Origin of the sequence: Bacteroides sp. (assembly GCF_029057325.1) — a bacterium.
GTDB lineage: Bacteria > Bacteroidota > Bacteroidia > Bacteroidales > Bacteroidaceae > Bacteroides.
On the sequence record NZ_JAICZW010000012.1, the window covers coordinates 11,971 to 29,805 of the forward strand.

Consider the following 17,835-nt stretch of genomic DNA (forward strand, 5'->3'; position numbering starts at 1 on the left):
CAATCGCCCTAAACCCTTCGATTTCTCCCTGCATCAATCCGCAAAAAAATGAATAACAGAATGGTGAATCCCCACAGCGAAGACCCGCCGTAGCTGAAGAAAGGCAATGGAATGCCGATGACTGGTGTCAAGCCCAGCACCATGCCAATGTTGATGAAGAGATGGAACAAGAAGATGCTGAGCACCGAATACCCATATACTCGCCCAAAAGCAGAAGGCTGCCGTTCCGCCACCACAATCAGCCGTAGAATCAATACGAGGAACAGCAGCAACACCGCTGTTGAGCCGATGAATCCCTCCTCCTCGCCCACAGTGCAGAAGATAAAGTCAGTGTCCTGTTCGGGCACATATTTCAGCTTGGTCTGCGTACCGTTCAGGAAGCCTTTTCCCGTCAGTCCCCCGGAGCCGATGGCTATCTTCGACTGGTTCACATTGTAGCCCGCACCTGCCAAATCCTCTTCCATACCAAGCACTACCTTGATACGTATCTGCTGATGAGGCTCCAACACCTTGTTGAAGAAATAATCGCTGGAATAGAGGAAACCGATAGAACCAATGGCAAACATGCCTATCAGAAAATAGGTCAGCCGATGCTCACGCAGAGAGAGGAAAAACAAGTAACCTATCAGCAACGCACAAAGTCCCCACTGCACCCACACCAGGTTGAAATGCGCCCCATGCTCGGATAACAGATAAGCCGCCAGCAATACACCGAACGTCACCGCCAGCATGTTACGCGTCGGCTCCCATTTCTTCTCATAGACCCACACCATGCCCGCAGCGAAAAGCAGCACCATCGACAACACGGCAAACTCACCGATGGGCGTAGGAGTATCGGCAATCATCACATCGGCAAACCGGATGCCCACCACAAAATAGACCACCGCACAAAGCCCGGAAAAAAGCACCACGCCCGGCATTCCCTCCCGATAGAGCATCAGGCAGAAGGCAGAATAGACCAATGCCGAACCGGTCTCCCGCTGCATGATGATGAGCAACATCGGAAACAGAATGAAAAACGCCAGCATACAGGCATTTTTCCAATTCTTTATCGTAAACGAATAGGCACTCATGTACTTGGCAATCGCCAGCGCCGTGGCAAACTTGGCAAACTCCGCAGGCTGCAAGCTGACAGGTCCCAGGATGAGCCACGAACGTGACCCCTTGGTATCGGGCGCAATAAATATCGTGACCAACAGCAGCAGCAACAGCCCTATATAAATAAGGTAGGAGAACATGTCGTAGAGGGCATCGTCCAGCATCAGCAAGACAAACCCCAATCCGAACGAACAGACAATCCATACGAACTGCTTGCCCGCACGGGTGGAAAAGTCCAGCAGGTCGCGGTCGCTGTAATCATAACTCGCTCCACACACGCTGAACCATCCAAACACAATCAGCAGCAGGTAAACAACTATCGTCACCCAGTCCAGCGATTTCCATATACTATCTCTCCTCGTCACCATACAATATTACTCGATTACTGAATTCCTCCGCCCGCAGCTCATTCTCAGGCGACAACTTCCCATGCAGGTACTGGTCCATCATAATGGCACCGATGGGCACGCCATACGTGGCTCCGAAACCACCATTCTCCACATACACCGCAATGGCTATCTTCGGGTTGTTCATCGGGGCAAAACCCATAAAGATGGAATGGTCCTTGCCACGGTTCTGTGCCGTCCCCGTCTTTCCGCAAACCTCGATACCCGGCAAGATGGCTCCTGCCATGCGGCAGGTACCACCTGTGACAGCGGCGCGCATGCCTTTCACCACCATCTCATAATACTCACGCCCGATGGTGGGATAACGGGGAGTGCGGTAGATGCTGTCCAGTTCGTTGTCCTCTATCTCCTTCACGATGTGCGGGGTGGTGAAGTGCCCGCGGTTGGCAATGGTCGCTCCCAAGTTGGCAATCTGCAACGGAGTAGCGGTAATCTCCCCCTGCCCGATGGAGATACTGATAACAGTCAGACCGTTCCACGATCCCCGATAGGGCTTGTCATAGAATTGAGCGTTCGGGATAAAGCCGCGCTGCTCACCCGGAAGGTCTGTACCCAGCCGGTAGCCAAATCCCTGCGACACCATGTGGTCTTTCCATACGGTGATGGCATTCTGCGGCGAACCGTATTTCTTGTCACCAAACATGCGGAACAACCCCCAACAGAAGTACGAATTGCAAGAGGTGGCAATAGCCGGCACCAACGGCAGAGGCGAACCGTGTCCGTGACACCCCACATGCAGACTTCCATAATTGAAGCCATGCGCACAAGGATAGGACGGATAATCTTCGTGGATAATCTCTTCTTGGAGGAAAGTCAGCGCCTGCGCCGTCTTGAAAGTAGAACCCGGAGGATAGGCGCCCATAATGGCACGGTTCAGCAACGGTTTCCGCTTGTCCATCTGCAACAGGCGGTGGTTCTTGCCACGCTGCCGCCCTATCATCAGGTGAGGGTCGAAGGTAGGCGAAGAGACCATGCAGAGTATTTCTCCCGTTTCCGGTTCAATGGCCACAATCGCCCCAATCTTGTGCTGAAGCAACCGTTCTCCCAGCATCTGGAGGTCGATGTCTATTCCCAACGTCAGGTTCTTGCCGGGTACGGAAGGACGATCCAATTGTCCGTCCATATAGTGTCCTTGAATGCGTCCGTGAGCATCGCGAAGCAGAATCTCCACGCCCTTCTCGCCACGAAGATACTTCTCGTAAGACTTCTCAATGCCCTGCTTGCCTATGTAATCGCCACGGATGTAGTAATTGTCGTTCTCGATATCTTTCTTCGACACCTCGCCGATATCGCCCAGCGCATGTCCCGCCGAATTGTAGGTATATTGCCGGATGGTACGCCGCTGAATGTAAAAGCCCGGAAACTTGAACAATTTTTCCTGAAACACGCCACACTCTTCCGCTGAAAGCTGCGTCATGAACATCTGATTCGTATATTTGGAGTAGCCGGGATTCATGCGGCGATTCTTCACATCCGCCATCCGTTTGTTAAACTGTTCCAAGGTGATGTTCAGCGTGCGGCAAAGGTCGAGTGTATCCAGTTCCGTCACCTCGCGCGGCACAAACGTGATGTCGTAGGCAGGCTGGTTGAACACAAGCAACTTGCCGTTCCGGTCGTAAATCGCCCCTCGCGAGGGATATTGTATTTTGTTCAGAAAAGCGTTGCTGTCAGCGTTCCGCTTGTAATCATCGGTCATGATTTGCAGATCGAACAACCGGAACACATAAATAAGAACGATGACAATCGTCACCGCCCCAATCACATATTTACGCTTCTCCAGAGTATAATCCTTCATGTTATTTTCAGAATGATGAATTGTCATGCGGCTCATGCGCCGTCAACTCAAAATTTATAATTCGCCTCATTTCTTCTTGACTCCTTCCACTGCCATCAGGCATGCCACGGAAAGCAAGGTGCTTGTCAAAATCCGCAGCAACAATGTGCTCAAATGGGCAAAAGAGAAAAATTCAAGGGTAAGCAACATCCCATGATGCACCAAGATACTTGCAATCAGGTATTTCAAGAAAGGAAAGACACCCATGGAATGAACAGCAGGAGCCAATACGTCCAATGTGTCGCGAGGTATGAACAAGCGTAAAAGAAGAGGCCGCATGAAAGCCAGCAATACCGAAGCTGCCGCATTCATTCCCGGCGTGTCGGAAAAGACATCGACCGCCAATCCCAAGAAGAATGCCCAAAGCATCAACGTATTACGGGGAGTATCCGACTCGAACTTCACAATCAGGTAGATATACAGAAACGGAGTAGCATACCCGGCAATGTCTATATTGTTAAGTATCAGCACTTGCAGCAGCACCAATCCGACAAACCATCCTATTTTATGCAGATAATTGATAACCATTACTTCAACTCCTTATCATTCTCCAATGCTTTCTGTTCATCCTGCCCGCTACGGGAAATGACACGCACGTTGCTCACCTTCCCAAAGTCTGTTGCCAACTTTATCTTCAACAGATACGACAATCCATCATGCGAGTCGGCCATATCGTCCACCGTACCCACCATGACACCTTCCGGAAACACGGCGGAATAACCACTTGTCACCACCGTATCGCCCAATTTGAATTCCGCATGGCGGGGCAAGTCTTTCAGGTAGGCAAAACGGGAATCTCCCCCCTCCCACTTCAGATAGCCGAAGTAGTCACTGCCCACAATCTTGCAACTGATGCTGGATTTACCGTTCAACAATGAAATCACCACTGAATAATGAGGTGAGGTCTTATAGACAATCCCCACTACTCCGTTGGCATCCACCACTCCCATTTCCGGACAAATGCCGTCTGCCGCACCACGATCCAACGTAATGTAGTTATCTGATTTGTTCAGACTATTCTTGATGACGTTTGCCTTGAACACTTGGTATTCGGCAGGAGCAATCCGTTCCATACTATACAGCCTGGCCGAGTCTTGTTCCTTCTCCTGCAACACGTTTTCCAGGAGCGCCACCCGCTGCTCCAGCCAGATGTTGCGGTCCAGCAAGTCCTCATTGACCGTCTTCAAATGAAAATAAGAACTGATTCCCCCTGAAATTTCATAAACCTTTCCCGCCACTCCATTGGCAGAGGTGAAATAGACGCTCTGCTGATAATGGTTGAAGCGGAACAATAAAACAAAACTGGTCACCTCTAACAACAGAAAGAGGAACCAGTAATTGTATTTAATGAGGAAGTTCAGTAAATTACGCATATTGACAAACAAATGAAAGAATGAAGAATTAAAAATGAATCCTCACCTCATGCAACATAGATTTCACCATTAACTCTTTCACTATTGATTTGCCTATTATCTCATCAAGAATGAGAAACGATCCACATTCTTCAGAGCCACACCCGTACCTTTGGCCACCGCATGCAAAGGATCTTCCGCAATGTGGAACGGAATATTTATCTTGTCCGTCAGGCGCTTGTCGAGCCCGCGAAGCAACGCACCGCCACCGGCAAGGTAGATGCCATTGTGCACAATGTCGGCATACAATTCGGGAGGCGTATTCTCCAAAGCGCTCAAGATAGCGGTCTCAATCTTGGAGATGGATTTCTCCAGACAGTGTGCCACCTCCTGATAGCATACGGGGACTTCCATCGGCAGCGCGGTAATACGGTTCGGACCATGCACGATATAATCTTCGGGAGCGTCTTCGCCCAATTCGGTCAAAGCGGCACCTACATTGATTTTGATACGTTCCGCCATACGTTCGCTGACCTTCACGTTGTGCTGGCGGCTCATGTACTCCTGGATGTCGGCAGTCAGGTCGTCACCGGCAATACGGATGGAGTTGTTGCTCACAATACCTCCCAACGAGATGACGGCAATCTCTGTAGAACCGCCACCTATATCTACAATCATGTTGCCTTCCGGCGCCTCCACATCGATACCGATACCAATAGCGGCTGCCATCGGCTCAAAAATCAGGTAAACGTCACGTCCGCCGGCATGTTCGGCAGAGTCGCGCACGGCACGCAGTTCCACTTCGGTACTGCCCGAAGGAACACCAATGACCATACGGAGTGAGGGAGAGAACAGGCGATGACGGCTATTCACCATCTTGATAAGTCCGCGTATCATCTGCTCGCAAGCATAGAAGTCGGCAATCACACCATCGCGAAGCGGACGGATGGTCCGTATATTGTCGTGGGTCTTTTCGTGCATCAGCTTTGCCTTTTCGCCCACGGCAAGCATCTTATCTGTACGACGGTCCAACGCTACCACCGAAGGTTCATCCACCACGATTTTACCATTCGAGGTGATGATGGTGTTGGCGGTACCAAGGTCCATCGCTATTTCTTGTGTAAAAGAGAACAAGCCCATTTAAATTGAAAATTGAGAATTAGAAATTGAGAATTAATACACCTATCAAGAACTGAGAATTGAAAAGCGGGAAAGTGTATCATTTCTCAATTTTCAATTCTCAATTCTCAATTTAATCAGTGTTTAAAGTGACGGAATCCCGTAATCACCATGGCAATGCCATGTTCGTTGCAATAATTGAACGAGAGTTCATCCTTGATGCTTCCACCCGGCTGGATAACGGCAGTCACGCCCTCATTGCCGGCAATCTCCACGCAGTCGGGGAAGGGGAAGAAAGCATCGCTCGCCATCACGGCACCGTTCAGGTCGAAACCAAAGCTCTTGGCTTTCTCGATGGCCTGCTTCAGGGCATCCACACGGCTGGTCTGGCCTACTCCGCTTGCAAACAGCTGCTTGCCCTTTGCCAATACAATGGCGTTGGACTTGCTGTTCTTCACAATCTTGTTGGCGAAGAGCATATCTTCTATCTCCTGAGCCGTCGGGGCTTTGACAGTCACCGTCTTCAACTCTTCGGGAGTCTCTACCTTCAAGTCGCGGTCTTGCACCAACACGCCATTCAGCAAAGAGCGGAACTGCTTCTTAGGCAGCGCGGTCTCCTTGCGGACCAGGATGATGCGGTTCTTCTTCTGACCAAGGATTTCCAGCGCATCCACATCATAGTCGGGAGCGATAATCACTTCAAAGAATATCTTGTTGATTTCTTCGGCGGCAGCCTTGTCCACCACGGCGTTGGTGATGAGCACGCCACCGAAAGCCGATACAGGGTCGCCGGCAAGCGCATCCTTCCACGCTTCCAATACGGTAGGACGTGAAGCCAGACCGCAAGCGTTGTTATGTTTCAGGATGGCGAACGTGGTCTCCTTGAACTCGTCGATCAAGTCAACGGCAGCATTGATGTCGAGCAGGTTGTTGTAAGAGATTTCCTTGCCATGAATCTGGTCGAACATGCCATCGAGATTGCCGTAGAAGTAGCCCTTCTGATGCGGGTTCTCGCCATAGCGCAAAGCCTTCTGATTGTTGGCCGACTGGCGGAAAGCAGAGCCTTCTTCGCCGTCGAAGTAATTGAAGATAGCCGAATCATAGTGAGAAGATACGGCAAACGCCTCTTTGGCAAACCAACGGCGCTCTTCGAGCGAAGTAGTAGCACCGTGTTCCATCAGCATATCGCGGAACGGCTGGTATTGTCCTTGTGAAGCGATGATGACCACGTCGCTATAATTCTTGGCAGCGGCACGAATCAGGGAGATACCGCCTATATCAATCTTCTCGATAATGGTGGGCTCGTCGGCGCCACTTGCCACGGTAGCCTCAAACGGATAGAGGTCAACGATGACGAGGTCTATTTCGGGGATTTCATATTTCTCAATCTGTTGCATGTCTTGTTCCAGTCCGCGACGGCAGAGTATTCCTCCGAACACTTTCGGGTGCAAGGTCTTTACACGTCCGCCCAGAATGGAGGGGTATGTGGTCAGGTCTTCCACTGCCTTGCAGGGATAGCCCAGAGATTCGATAAACTGACGGGTTCCACCGGTTGAAAGGAACTCTACACCTTCTTCATGCAGTTTGGTAATGATTTCGTCCAAACCCTCCTTGTGGTAAACAGATACCAGAGCTGTTTTGATTTTTTTTGTTTCAGACATGATTTGCTTATTTATTAGTACGCGTATTATAAATTTTAGGGCACAAAGGTACGAATTTTGTTTGGTTGCGCACATATTCATACACAATAAATTAGCTATAATTAAAATTGAGGCTTGGCTTTTTCATTTCCGATCGCCTGTTTTTCTAGAATTTATTGCCTGATTTCACACTTGCAGATGGAATCGGCTTAGCCATACCCCCTCCGGCTAATGAAGCGCATTTACCTAAAATTTAGAAAAATGGCATAAGGGTTTACACCACTTCCTTTCCTCCGATTTCTTTTTTCCGTGGAACGGTTCTTTCATAAAAAGAAGCCTGTAATCAAAATTATTTACACAATATTTTCTCCTCCGGAAAAATCCATCATCCCCTATCCTTTCAGCCTGCGTCTTGTCCGGTCCTTACCCGCTCCGTACTTCCTTCGGTGTTTCTTCGGACGTTCTTCGGACATTCTTCGGTCCTAGGGAGTGGAGTTTGTCCGAAGAACGTCCGAAGCCGAATAGGCCCTGGTAGGGGTGGGATAAGATGCAAACAGGAAGAACCGCGGAGAGGAAGGGAAAAGGCGTTTTTCTATCGGGACGTGCTTCCCGCGAGGAGAAAGCTGAAAAATAGTTTACATTTAGAGAAGTTAGTTCTCTTTTCCATAGCATTCAAATTCCGCCTATATATCCCCGGTTTGACAGACACTTGCGTCTGTCGGCTCAAACACTTGTGTCTGTCGGCTTGAACACAAGTGTTTGTCACGCTGAACACAAGTGTCTGTCAGATCGATTTTTTACACCTGAAAATCAGCATATTAAATCACACCACAAACAGACCTGCGAATAAATTCCGCCAACGGACATTATACTAAAACAAAATCAGAACAATTGTGAAGCGACAACGGTTATTTATACAATCTGTCATTCAAGGAGCGAAGCAAAAAACCGCTTCATCCGCATACACACTTAAAAAAGCATTTGTTTAAAATGATGAAAATTGTACATGACCAAACAGGGCAGCTGTTCAAAACAGAAGTGAACGGCCACACGGCATACCTTGCCTACCAGCTGACAACAAACGGTGGCTTAGACATCCGCCATACGATAGTACCCAAAGAGATTGGCGGACAAGGAATTGCCTCCGCCCTTGTAAAAACCGCATACGACTATGCACGGAGCAAAAGCCTTAAACCCATAGCCACATGCTCCTATGCCGCCATCTGGCTGAAACGGCATCCGGAATACTTGCAATAGAACGGAAGAAACAGGAGTGTAACATCCACTGATGAACCCCTCCGAATATCATTTGGAGAATCCGGAACGAGCTTGCCGGTTGTGAGAGCAAAATTTTACCCTCATAGCCGCTCTCACGATTGAACTGCCTAAGAACAAAGGCATTCCGAACGGCTATGAGGGTATGAGGGTAAAAAAAAGGAAATATCAGAATGAGTGTTTACCAGATGGAGACGCGCTTCTCTACCGGCAGGAACATCGGGTCACCCTCCTTCACGTTGAACGCTTCGTACCAGGCACCGATTTGCGGCAACGCACCGTTCACGCGCCATTCGCCCAAGGAGTGTACGTCGCTCTTCGTACGGTTCAGCACCTCTTCGGGGCGGATGTTGTTTGCCCATACGCCGGCGTAGGCAAGGAAAAAGCGTTGTTCGGGGGTGAAGCCGTCCAATACGGGAAGCGGCTGTGCGGCTGTAGCCTTCTTGAAGGCTTGGTAGGCCACTTGCAGACCACCGTGGTCGGCAATGTTCTCGCCCAAGGTCATCTTGCCGTTGGCATGCACGCCCGGAGCCACTTCGATGCTGTCGAAGAAGCTGACCATCACTTGGGCGCGCTCGTCGAAACGCTTGGCATCCTCTTCGGTCCACCAGTCTTTCAGATTGCCGGCCTTGTCGTATTGGCGGCCTTGGTCATCGAATCCGTGCGTCATCTCATGGCCGATAACCACGCCGATGGCACCGTAGTTGAAAGCGTCGTCGGCCTGCATGTCGAAGAAGGGGTATTGCAGGATGCCGGCGGGGAAACAGATTTCGTTCGTGGTGGGGTTGTAGTAGGCGTTGACAGTCTGCGGGGTCATCAGCCATTCTTCTTTATCGACAGGCTTTCCGGCTTTGGCTATCATCTCGGCATGCCCCCACGCACTGGCACGTTCCATGTTTGCCCAGTAAGAGTCGTCTTTGATGTCCAGCGTAGAGTAGTCTTTCCACTTGTCGGGATAACCGATTTTCACGTGGAAGGTAGCAAGTTTCTCCAATGCCTTCACTTTGGTGGAGTCGCCCATCCAAGTCAGGCCCTGGATGCGTTCGCCCAGGCTCTCCTGTAGGTTCTTTACCAGCGTCACCATGCGTTCTTTGGCGGCTGCGGGGAAGTATTTCTCCACATACATCTGGCCGACGGCTTCGCCCAATGCGCTGCTCACAGTACCGACGGCACGTTTCCAGCGGGGCTGCATCTCCTGCGTGCCGCTCATGGTACGTTCATAGAAGTCGAAGTCCTGCTCCACCAGGGCATCGCTCAGGGTTCCGGCAGAGGCGTTAATCAGTCTCCATTGCAAGTAGAGGCCCTGTTGCTCGATGGGCAGCGTATCCAGAATCTCGGCGGCAGCCTTCAGCGAAGCGGGCTGGCCCACGATGACCTCCTTCACCTCCTTCAGGTCCATGGCCGACAGGTAGGCATCCCAGTCGAAGGTAGGATAGCTCTGCTTCAGTTCGCCCATTGTCATTTTGTTGTAGTTGGCGTGCGGGTCGCGCAATTCGGTGCGCGAGCGGAATGCCTTGGCAAGACGGGTCTCTACATCCATCACTACCTCCACGCCCTTCTTGGCGGCAGCCTCATCGAAGCCTGCCAGTTGATACATCTTCTGCACATGCACGCGGAAGGCTTCGCGGATTTTGGCGGTAGCCTCGTCGTTCTCCAGGTAGTATTCGCGCTCGCCCATGCTCAGGCCTGCCTGATAGGTCTGTACGGCATTCATGCTGCTGTTCATCTCGTCGGCACCAACGTACATCACGTTGTAGGCCACGATGCCCTTCTTCTGCATGTTGCCCAGCAGAGCGTAGAGTTCTTTCTTGTCCTTCAGGGCGGCCAGTTGGTCGAGTTCCTTGCGGATGGGAGCCACGCCGTCCTGGTTCAGCTTCACGCTGTCCATGACAATTTTGTAGAGGTCGCCGATTTTCTGTGCCACGCTGCCTGCTTCGTGCGGAGTGGCTGCCAGTTCTTCGATAAGTCCCTGAATCTGCTTGCGGTTGTTCTCTGCCAGGATGGTAAAGGAACCGTACTGCGAGTATTCGGCCGGAATCGGGTTGTTCTTCACCCATCCGCCGCAGGCGTATTGGTAGAAGTCACTGCCCGGCATTGCCGTCGTGTCAAGATTGGCAAGCTGGATGCCTGCTGTCAATTCAGCCTGCTGCTTGCCGGTGTTGCAGGATGCTGCCAGCAGGCAGAAGGCTGCAAAGGGTAAAAAATGATTTGCTTTCATACTTTATATTTATTTTTAAGCACTAATGATTATTTTCTTGCTTCTTCCAGTTCCGTTGAAGCTGCGTCCCACTCTTCCATCACGCGGTCCAACTGCTCCTTCAGCTTCCGGTGCTGCTCGTAGAGCGACATGTCCGCGGCGCCCTCCGGCGTAGCCATCTTGGCTTCGAGGATGGAGATTGCCGATTCGGTCTGCTCTATCTCCGCCTCGCAGTCCGCCACACGGCGTTCCAGTTTCTTGAGTTTCTTGTTGAGTTCCTTTTGGGCCTCGTAAGAGAGCTTGGCAGCCGAAGGCTGTGCCGCTTCCACGCCGGAGGCACTGCCCGACGCCGCCTTTCCGACGGTGGGCGAAGCTGACAGCGAAGGCGACTTCTGTAACTCGTTCAGACTTTCTATCTGCTTCTTTCGCAGGAAGTCATAGATTCCTCCCAGATGCTCCTTCACCACTCCGCCGCCGAACTCATAGACCTTCGTTGCCAGGCCGTCCAGGAAATCACGGTCGTGACTGACGATTATCACCGTGCCGTCGAACTCGCGTATCGCCTCCTTCAGCACATCCTTGGAGCGCATGTCGAGGTGGTTGGTCGGCTCGTCCAGTATCAGGAAGTTCACCGGTTCCAGCAGCAGCTTTATCATGGCAAGGCGGGTACGCTCGCCACCGCTGAGCACCTTCACCTTCTTGTCCGAAGCCTCGCCGCCGAACATGAAGGCGCCGAGGATGTCGCGTATCTTCAAGCGGATGTCCCCCACCGCCACACGGTCGATGGTGTCGAACACCGTCAAGTTCTCGTCCAGCAGTTGCGCCTGGTTCTGGGCGAAGTAGCCTATCTGTACGTTGTGTCCCAGGGTCAGTTTTCCGGTATAGTCTGCAATCTCGCCCATGATGCACTTCACCAGCGTGGACTTGCCCTCGCCGTTCTTGCCCACAAACGCCACCTTATCGCCCCGGTTGATGGTCAGGTTCACATCGTGGAAGATGACGTGGTCGCCATACGCCTTCGCCACATCCTCGCAGATGACGGGATAGTTGCCACTGCGACTGCCACACACGAACTTCAGGCGCAGGGCGGAGTTGTCCTCCTCGTCCACCTCAATGCGTTCTATCTTCTCCAGCTGCTTGATGCGGCTCTGCACCTGCACCGCCTTCGTGGCTTTGTAGCGGAAACGCTCGATGAAGGCTTCGGTGTCTTCTATCTGCTTCTGCTGGTTCTCATAGGCACGGAGCTGCTGTTCGCGGCGCTCCTTGCGGAGCACTACAAACTCGTCGTACTTCACCTTGTAGTCGTAGATGCGTCCGCAGGTGATTTCGATGGTGCGGGTGGTGACGTTGTTCAGGAAAGCGCGGTCGTGGCTGACGAGCACCACCGCATTGGCGCGGGTGGCAAGGAAGTTCTCCAGCCACTGGATGCTCTCGATGTCGAGGTGGTTGGTTGGCTCGTCCAGCAGCAGCACGTCGGGACGGCGCAGCAGCAGCTTGGCAAGCTCGATACGCATGCGCCAACCGCCGGAGAACTCGCTCGTGGGGCGATCGAAGTCTTCACGGCAGAAACCCAAGCCTTGGAGTGTGCGCTCTATCTCGGCACGGTAGTTCGTGCCGCCCATCATCAGGAAGCGTTCGTTCTCGTGGGTGAAGCGGTCTATCAGTTTCTGGTATTCCTCGCTGTCGTAGTCGGTTCGTTCGGCAAGCTCTTGGTTCATGCGTTCAATGTCCGCCTGCATCTCGAAGATGTGCTCAAAGGCAAGTTCCGCCTCCTGCATCACGGAACGTTCGTCACTGAGAATCATCACCTGCGGCAGGTAGCCGATGGTACATTCGCGGGGTACCGCCACCACGCCCTCCGTGGGCCGCTGAATGCCGGCAAGTATCTTCAGCATGGTAGATTTGCCCGCCCCGTTCTTGCCCACCAGGGCTATGCGGTCTTTCTTGTTGATGACGTAGGAAACGTCTTCGAACAGCGGCGTGGCGTTGAATTCCACTTTCAGTCCTTCTACGGATATCATAATGTCAATGAATTTATCGTTAAGAGGCTGCAAAGGTAGCGTTTTATCCCGAAACAATCCCTATCTTTACGCCCTCAAAAAAGGAAACCAGCCTGAATATAAACCACAAAAAGAAAAAACAATCAAAGAAGCAGACTACAAGAAGTGTTTAAACTTATACACGGAATTCAAAAAGAGCGTCCAACGAAATGAGTTTCTAAAATACATGCTTGTTTTTGGGGCCATCGCCTTAGCCTTTTGCATCCTTTATTATGCCGGTAAAGAGGTAGGTCGGTTTCTCGCTCTGTTCTGAATGACAGACCATCCATAATAGCCATGAACAAGAAATACACCTTGACCGGCATGTCGATAGGATTGGCAGGACTAATTCTGTCCCACACCTACCGCCCTTACATCTATGCCAATCATATCCGGGATTTTCACATAGCCGATACGATCGGCAGCATCGTATGCGTACCGGCCGCGGTCCTGTTCTTCTATGGACTCAACGACAAGCGTTCCGTGAAAGAATATACCATCTATGCCCTGTTGACCTATATAGGCTATGAGCTATTAGGGCTGTTCAACATACACGGCACTTTCGACTGGTATGACATCGCGGCAATGGTGCTCAGTAGCATCTTGTTCTATGGCATTTTTCCATGTCGCACCCGCCAATAGGAGTTCATCATTCCATGCTTCACCGAGGCCCAAGTGGGCATCCGCTTCAATTGGCGGCGCATCGGCATGTCGTAGAGCAGAAACAGCAGAAAAAGCAAGATAGCCGCATAAAGCACCCAGCCATACAGCTGCTTGAGGCTGACTTCCATCATCTGCGAAATAAACTCCTCCATATATCCGCCTAAGTCGAAAGGAGCGCGGCTGAAACCGACACGCTCCACCGAAGCGCCGTAACGGGAAAAATTGTCGGGCACAAAATAGGACAGCCCGCGAGCATAGACAGCACAGCCAAGCACACCACCCACAACAGCATGGAGCAGATTGAACACAGCCAACGCCTGAAAGAAGTGCTGGAAAGACATCAGCTCGTGCAGGCAAACAAAGAAGGCCGAGCACAACGCCGCATAGGCAAAACCGCGACATGCCACCGGAAACGCCAATTGATACAGATGGATATCGGTGGACAGAGTGACATAGAATCCGAACAGACAGGCTATCAAGGAGGCTAAACCGATGGTACATAAACGCAAGTAGCTCCAACCACGCACATGCATCCACCAATAGGAAAAGACGCAGCCGCAAACAATGCCTACCAGCACAAACCAGTCGAGCTGTACGCTGACCTGCTCGGCATAATGCATCACCTCTTCATAGTAAACCTCTTCCAACACGTATTCCGTAGCGAGAAAGGCTTCGACCAAGGTTATCAGTATCAATACCGGGCACAAACCACGATAAGTCCACATCTTGGGTTCCAAATAGGGATGACGGATGGTGAACATGCGCCACAGGCAGAAGACTAGATTGACCACAGCCACCACCGCCACCTGCCTGAACACGGGACTGCTCCACCAATCCAGCCAATCGGCATAGCAGAAGAGGTAGGTAACTTCAAGCCCCAATGCCGCCCAAAGCGCCCAGCCCAGCCAATCTACACCGAACAAGGGAAAAGGCTTCATGAAACGGAAATGCTTGATGCAAGTGAACAAGAACAGCAACACCACAAGCATCACCCCCACGACAAACAGGTGCATATAACTCCAATGATAGTAATACATCAGATAAGTAGTGAGCAGGTCGGAAAACTGCATACTGCACAAAATGACCATCTGCAGCCACGGGAAGAAAACGGTAAAGTCGCGTTTGGGAGTCATCCATAACTGGATGTTGGACATACACTCGAAGGTGCCCTGAATCTTCGCCATGCCACTGACAAAACACACCGCCCAGAGCAACGGCAAGCAAGTAATGTAGGGCACCACAAGATTGCAAAGCAACATGACAAGTGCCGAAGCCGTAAGCAACGTCTTGTTGGTGAAACGGAATTTGGTGCGAAACAGAATCGGAAAATAGAAGGACATACCTATGAGCATGCTATACATGCACATCAGCAGGTCTTCACGCATCAAGGAGCAATCGCCAATCATCTGGTTGAGCGCACCCAGATAGATACCGCCCGACAACTGAAAAGTGAAAGCGATGCAAAGATAAATCCAAGGCTGTAGCTTCCGTGGAACAAAGTCACGGAACATGGGCATGGAGAAGGAAGGGGTGGAGGACATGCTAATTAAAATTGAAAATTAAAAATTGAAGAATTAAATCAGTAGTGGACTTCGCATTCAAGGTTGAAGCCGGCACGCAGAAGGCGCAAGTGTTCCGGTCTGTTGTCCTTCAGGCTGATACGAACGGGGATGCGTTGCTCTACCTTCACGAAGTTTCCGGTGGCATTGTCTTGCGGAATCATGGAAAAGGCGGCACCGGTGGCTTCGGAGATGGACTCTACCGTTCCTTCATAAACAATGCCCGGTACGGCATCCGCAGTCATCTTCACTCGGGCGCCTTCCTTGATGTTGGGGAGTTGCGTCTCCCGATAGTTGGCAATCACCCAAAGGCCGCTACCGTCCACGATGTCCAGCAATGTTTGCCCCGGCTGTACCAGCTGTCCTTCGTGAATGTCTTTACGACCGGTAACACCGTCACAAGTAGCGACGATCACCGTATAGGAAAGATTGAGCCGGGCCAACTCTACGGCAGCCTCTGCCAAGTGTACCATCGCCTCGTTCTGCCCCAGACGATGCGTCTGCTCACTCTTCACCAACGAGGTGGATTGCTTGGCACGCAACAATTGCTCGTAACGTGCCCGGGCGGCATCGCAGGCAGTACGCATATTGTCATATTGCTGCTTGGTGACGGCATCTTCCTTCAAGAGTTTTTCATAACGGGACAATTCACGACGGGCGTTCTCCAACTGCACACGCACTTCCTCAATAGCGGCATCGCTTACGCTCAAGTTGTTATGCGTGGTGGCAATGCCCGCTGTCGTGGCTTGTCGGCCGGCAAGGGCATTGGCAAGGTCGGCCTCCGCCTGCGCCAGCCGCAATTTGAACTCGGCATCTTCGATGATGACCAATGTATCGCCTTTGCGTACCGGACGATACTCGTCAAAGCAGATTTCACGGATGAAGCCCTGCACACGGGTATTAACAGGGGTAATGTGCTGTTTCACCTGAGCGTTATCGGTGTACTCCACACTGCCCAAATGGATGAAACGGGCGAAAACATAAACCAATCCTCCCAAGAGGAAACAGATAATAAGGAGGTTGTATATCAGCTTCTGAGTTTTTTTTGCAATCATAATAAAAATGAAAATTGAAAGTTGAAAATAGAAAAATAAAAAGAATCAGAGGGAGTGGGTGAGGTAGCGCATCTTGTAATAATTGTATATCACGTTGATACGGGCGTTCACCAGACCGAGGTCGGCACTTAGCTTGGTGTTGCTTGCATCCAGCATATCGGTCAGCAGAGCGAGGTCGTTCTTGTAGCGGTTGGCGGTGACGGCGTAGTTCTCGTCAGCCAGTTCCGCGCTCTTTTCCTGCGTACGCAAGTCGGTGAAGGAGGTCAGGAAATTGACATAACCCGCCTGTACGGCGTTTTCCACCTGCTCCTGCGCCAGTTCATGCCCCTCCTGCGCACGGCGGACATTGAGATGTGCCTGCTTCAGTTTCCGATTGTTCTTGAAGAGGGAAGAGAGGTTGTACTTCACCCCTACCCCTACATACCAGTAGTTGAAGTTGTTGTCGAGCACCGGCACTTCGAAGGTGATGGGGCCGTCCAGATGGTCGGCAGCCACCAATGCCACTTTGGGCAGACGTTCGGAGCGTTCCAGCTTCACTTGTTGCTCGCTCATGCGTACCACCAACTCGGCTTGCTGTAAACTGATATTACCCTGCACCGCCATCTGCTGCCAATCTTCTTCGGCAAGCGTCCGGATCTCCTCATCCAGCAGCGTAGTGTCGGGCACAATCTCCGTATCGGCAGGCAGATGCAACGTGGTCACCAACTGATGGTTCACAATTTTACGAGAATCCTGCACTTGTGCCAGTTGCAGCCTCAACGTCTCCCGCTGAAGTTCGTAACGGGTGATGTCGTTCTTCAACACGGTGCCTTGGCTACGCCGTGCCTCCATGTGACGAATCAGTTGCTCCGTTACATCGAGGTTTTTCCGAAGCACCCGCACCTGATTGTTCAGTTTATAGAGATTCAGATAATATCCCGTCAGCAGGAAGCGAATCTCTTGCCGGTTCTTCTGCCAATCCAACTCAGCCATCTGTTGTCCCAATTCGGCAAGGGCGATACCACTACTGATGGCACCTCCCGCATAGATGACCTGCTGCGCCTCCAAAGCGAAGTTATTGCCAAAGTGAGGCATAGGGATATTCATTCCGTTATCGAAATCACGGTCCCACAAGTGTCCGTCGCCCAAATAGCTGAACGACAAAGAAGCGCCGACATCGGGCAGCCGTTGCGCTTTAGCGGCTTTCACAGCCTGGTCAGCAGCCTCGCGCCCTGTTTGGTAGGTCTGAATACTCTTGCTGTTCGTGTCTGCCAAACGGAACATTTCTTCAATGCCCAAAGTGCGTCCGGAAGAGTGTTGGGCATACAAGCCCTGGCTGCATAGCGCTGCGAAACACAGTGCCATGAGCCACGTTCTGTTACTCATAAGCATATATTTGTTTTAAAGGGTAATTTGCTGTCTATTCTTTATTCGGATAACGAACCATCGTCTAATAAAAACGGACTTTCATATACTCTCTCTTTTCCTTCATTTCAGTTATTTCGACAGCAAAGGTAAAGAAATTAAGAGGTAAGTTGTGACCCTACGGGCGCGATATTATAACATCTTTTAACTATAAATTACAGGCTCGCATAGCTATTCAGCAACTTTACCTGAT

General features: G+C 51.3%; 14 protein-coding genes. 3 read left to right on the forward strand and 11 right to left on the reverse strand.

The window, feature by feature from the left end; all coding sequences use genetic code 11:
- Positions 1-8: 8 nt before the first annotated feature.
- The 6 genes from rodA to purH all read right to left on the reverse strand — a co-directional run bounded on the left by rodA (position 9) and on the right by purH (position 7,471).
- Positions 9-1,466, reverse strand: coding sequence for a rod shape-determining protein RodA (rodA, locus tag K2G43_RS00425; protein WP_300152606.1), 1,458 nt, complete (start codon positions 1,464-1,466; stop codon positions 9-11).
- On the reverse strand, positions 1,447-3,300 hold the full coding sequence (gene mrdA / locus K2G43_RS00430) for a penicillin-binding protein 2 (RefSeq protein ID WP_297641531.1): 1,854 nt from the start codon (positions 3,298-3,300) through the stop codon (positions 1,447-1,449). The genes rodA and mrdA overlap by 20 nt, the downstream gene beginning before the upstream one ends.
- Before the next feature lie 66 nt (positions 3,301-3,366).
- Positions 3,367-3,867: a rod shape-determining protein MreD gene (mreD, locus tag K2G43_RS00435; protein WP_297641529.1), complete on the reverse strand. Its 501-nt coding sequence runs from the start codon at positions 3,865-3,867 to the stop codon at positions 3,367-3,369.
- Positions 3,867-4,712, reverse strand: a complete 846-nt coding sequence (gene mreC / locus K2G43_RS00440) for a rod shape-determining protein MreC (protein ID WP_297641527.1) — start codon at positions 4,710-4,712, stop codon at positions 3,867-3,869. Before mreC ends, mreD begins: the two co-directional genes overlap by 1 nt.
- A gap of 96 nt (positions 4,713-4,808) precedes the next feature.
- Complete coding sequence (locus tag K2G43_RS00445; RefSeq protein WP_297641525.1) at positions 4,809-5,831, reverse strand: rod shape-determining protein; 1,023 nt, start codon at positions 5,829-5,831, stop codon at positions 4,809-4,811.
- 116 nt (positions 5,832-5,947) lie between these two features.
- Entirely contained in the window at positions 5,948-7,471 is a 1,524-nt protein-coding gene (gene purH, locus K2G43_RS00450) for a bifunctional phosphoribosylaminoimidazolecarboxamide formyltransferase/IMP cyclohydrolase (protein WP_297641523.1), read from the reverse strand.
- A gap of 972 nt (positions 7,472-8,443) precedes the next feature.
- On the opposite strand from purH, the gene K2G43_RS00455 reads away from it, so the two are divergent.
- Positions 8,444-8,707: a GNAT family N-acetyltransferase gene (locus tag K2G43_RS00455; RefSeq protein WP_297641571.1), complete on the forward strand. Its 264-nt coding sequence runs from the start codon at positions 8,444-8,446 to the stop codon at positions 8,705-8,707.
- A 199-nt stretch (positions 8,708-8,906) separates the two neighbouring features.
- Here K2G43_RS00455 and K2G43_RS00460 read toward each other — a convergent pair whose 3' ends face one another.
- Both K2G43_RS00460 and K2G43_RS00465 read right to left on the reverse strand, forming a co-directional pair.
- Complete coding sequence (locus tag K2G43_RS00460) at positions 8,907-10,943, reverse strand: M13 family metallopeptidase (protein WP_300152609.1); 2,037 nt, start codon at positions 10,941-10,943, stop codon at positions 8,907-8,909.
- A 29-nt stretch (positions 10,944-10,972) separates the two neighbouring features.
- Complete coding sequence (locus K2G43_RS00465) at positions 10,973-12,943, reverse strand: ABC-F family ATP-binding cassette domain-containing protein (protein ID WP_300152611.1); 1,971 nt, start codon at positions 12,941-12,943, stop codon at positions 10,973-10,975.
- 7 nt (positions 12,944-12,950) lie between these two features.
- Here K2G43_RS00465 and K2G43_RS00470 point away from each other — a divergent pair, with 7 nt between their 5' ends.
- Positions 12,951-13,235 (forward strand): hypothetical protein, encoded by a 285-nt coding sequence (locus K2G43_RS00470; RefSeq protein WP_300152613.1) that lies wholly within the window; start codon positions 12,951-12,953, stop codon positions 13,233-13,235.
- A 23-nt stretch (positions 13,236-13,258) separates the two neighbouring features.
- The gene (locus K2G43_RS00475; protein ID WP_300152615.1) at positions 13,259-13,603 is read left to right on the forward strand and encodes a hypothetical protein; all 345 of its coding nucleotides are present in this window, start codon (positions 13,259-13,261) and stop codon (positions 13,601-13,603) included.
- Here the strand turns inward: K2G43_RS00475 and K2G43_RS00480 are convergent.
- From K2G43_RS00480 to K2G43_RS00490, 3 genes are read right to left on the reverse strand one after another with little or no spacing between them, the layout of a single operon-like run.
- On the reverse strand, positions 13,570-15,165 hold the full coding sequence (locus K2G43_RS00480) for a hypothetical protein (RefSeq protein ID WP_300152617.1): 1,596 nt from the start codon (positions 15,163-15,165) through the stop codon (positions 13,570-13,572). The two genes, K2G43_RS00475 and K2G43_RS00480, sit on opposite strands and share 34 nt — an antisense overlap.
- 38 nt (positions 15,166-15,203) lie before the next feature.
- Positions 15,204-16,238: an HlyD family secretion protein gene (locus tag K2G43_RS00485; RefSeq protein WP_300152619.1), complete on the reverse strand. Its 1,035-nt coding sequence runs from the start codon at positions 16,236-16,238 to the stop codon at positions 15,204-15,206.
- 45 nt (positions 16,239-16,283) lie between these two features.
- A complete protein-coding gene (locus tag K2G43_RS00490; RefSeq protein ID WP_297641512.1) occupies positions 16,284-17,603 on the reverse strand; it encodes a TolC family protein in 1,320 nt (439 codons plus the stop codon).
- Between the last annotated feature and the right edge of the window lie 232 nt (positions 17,604-17,835).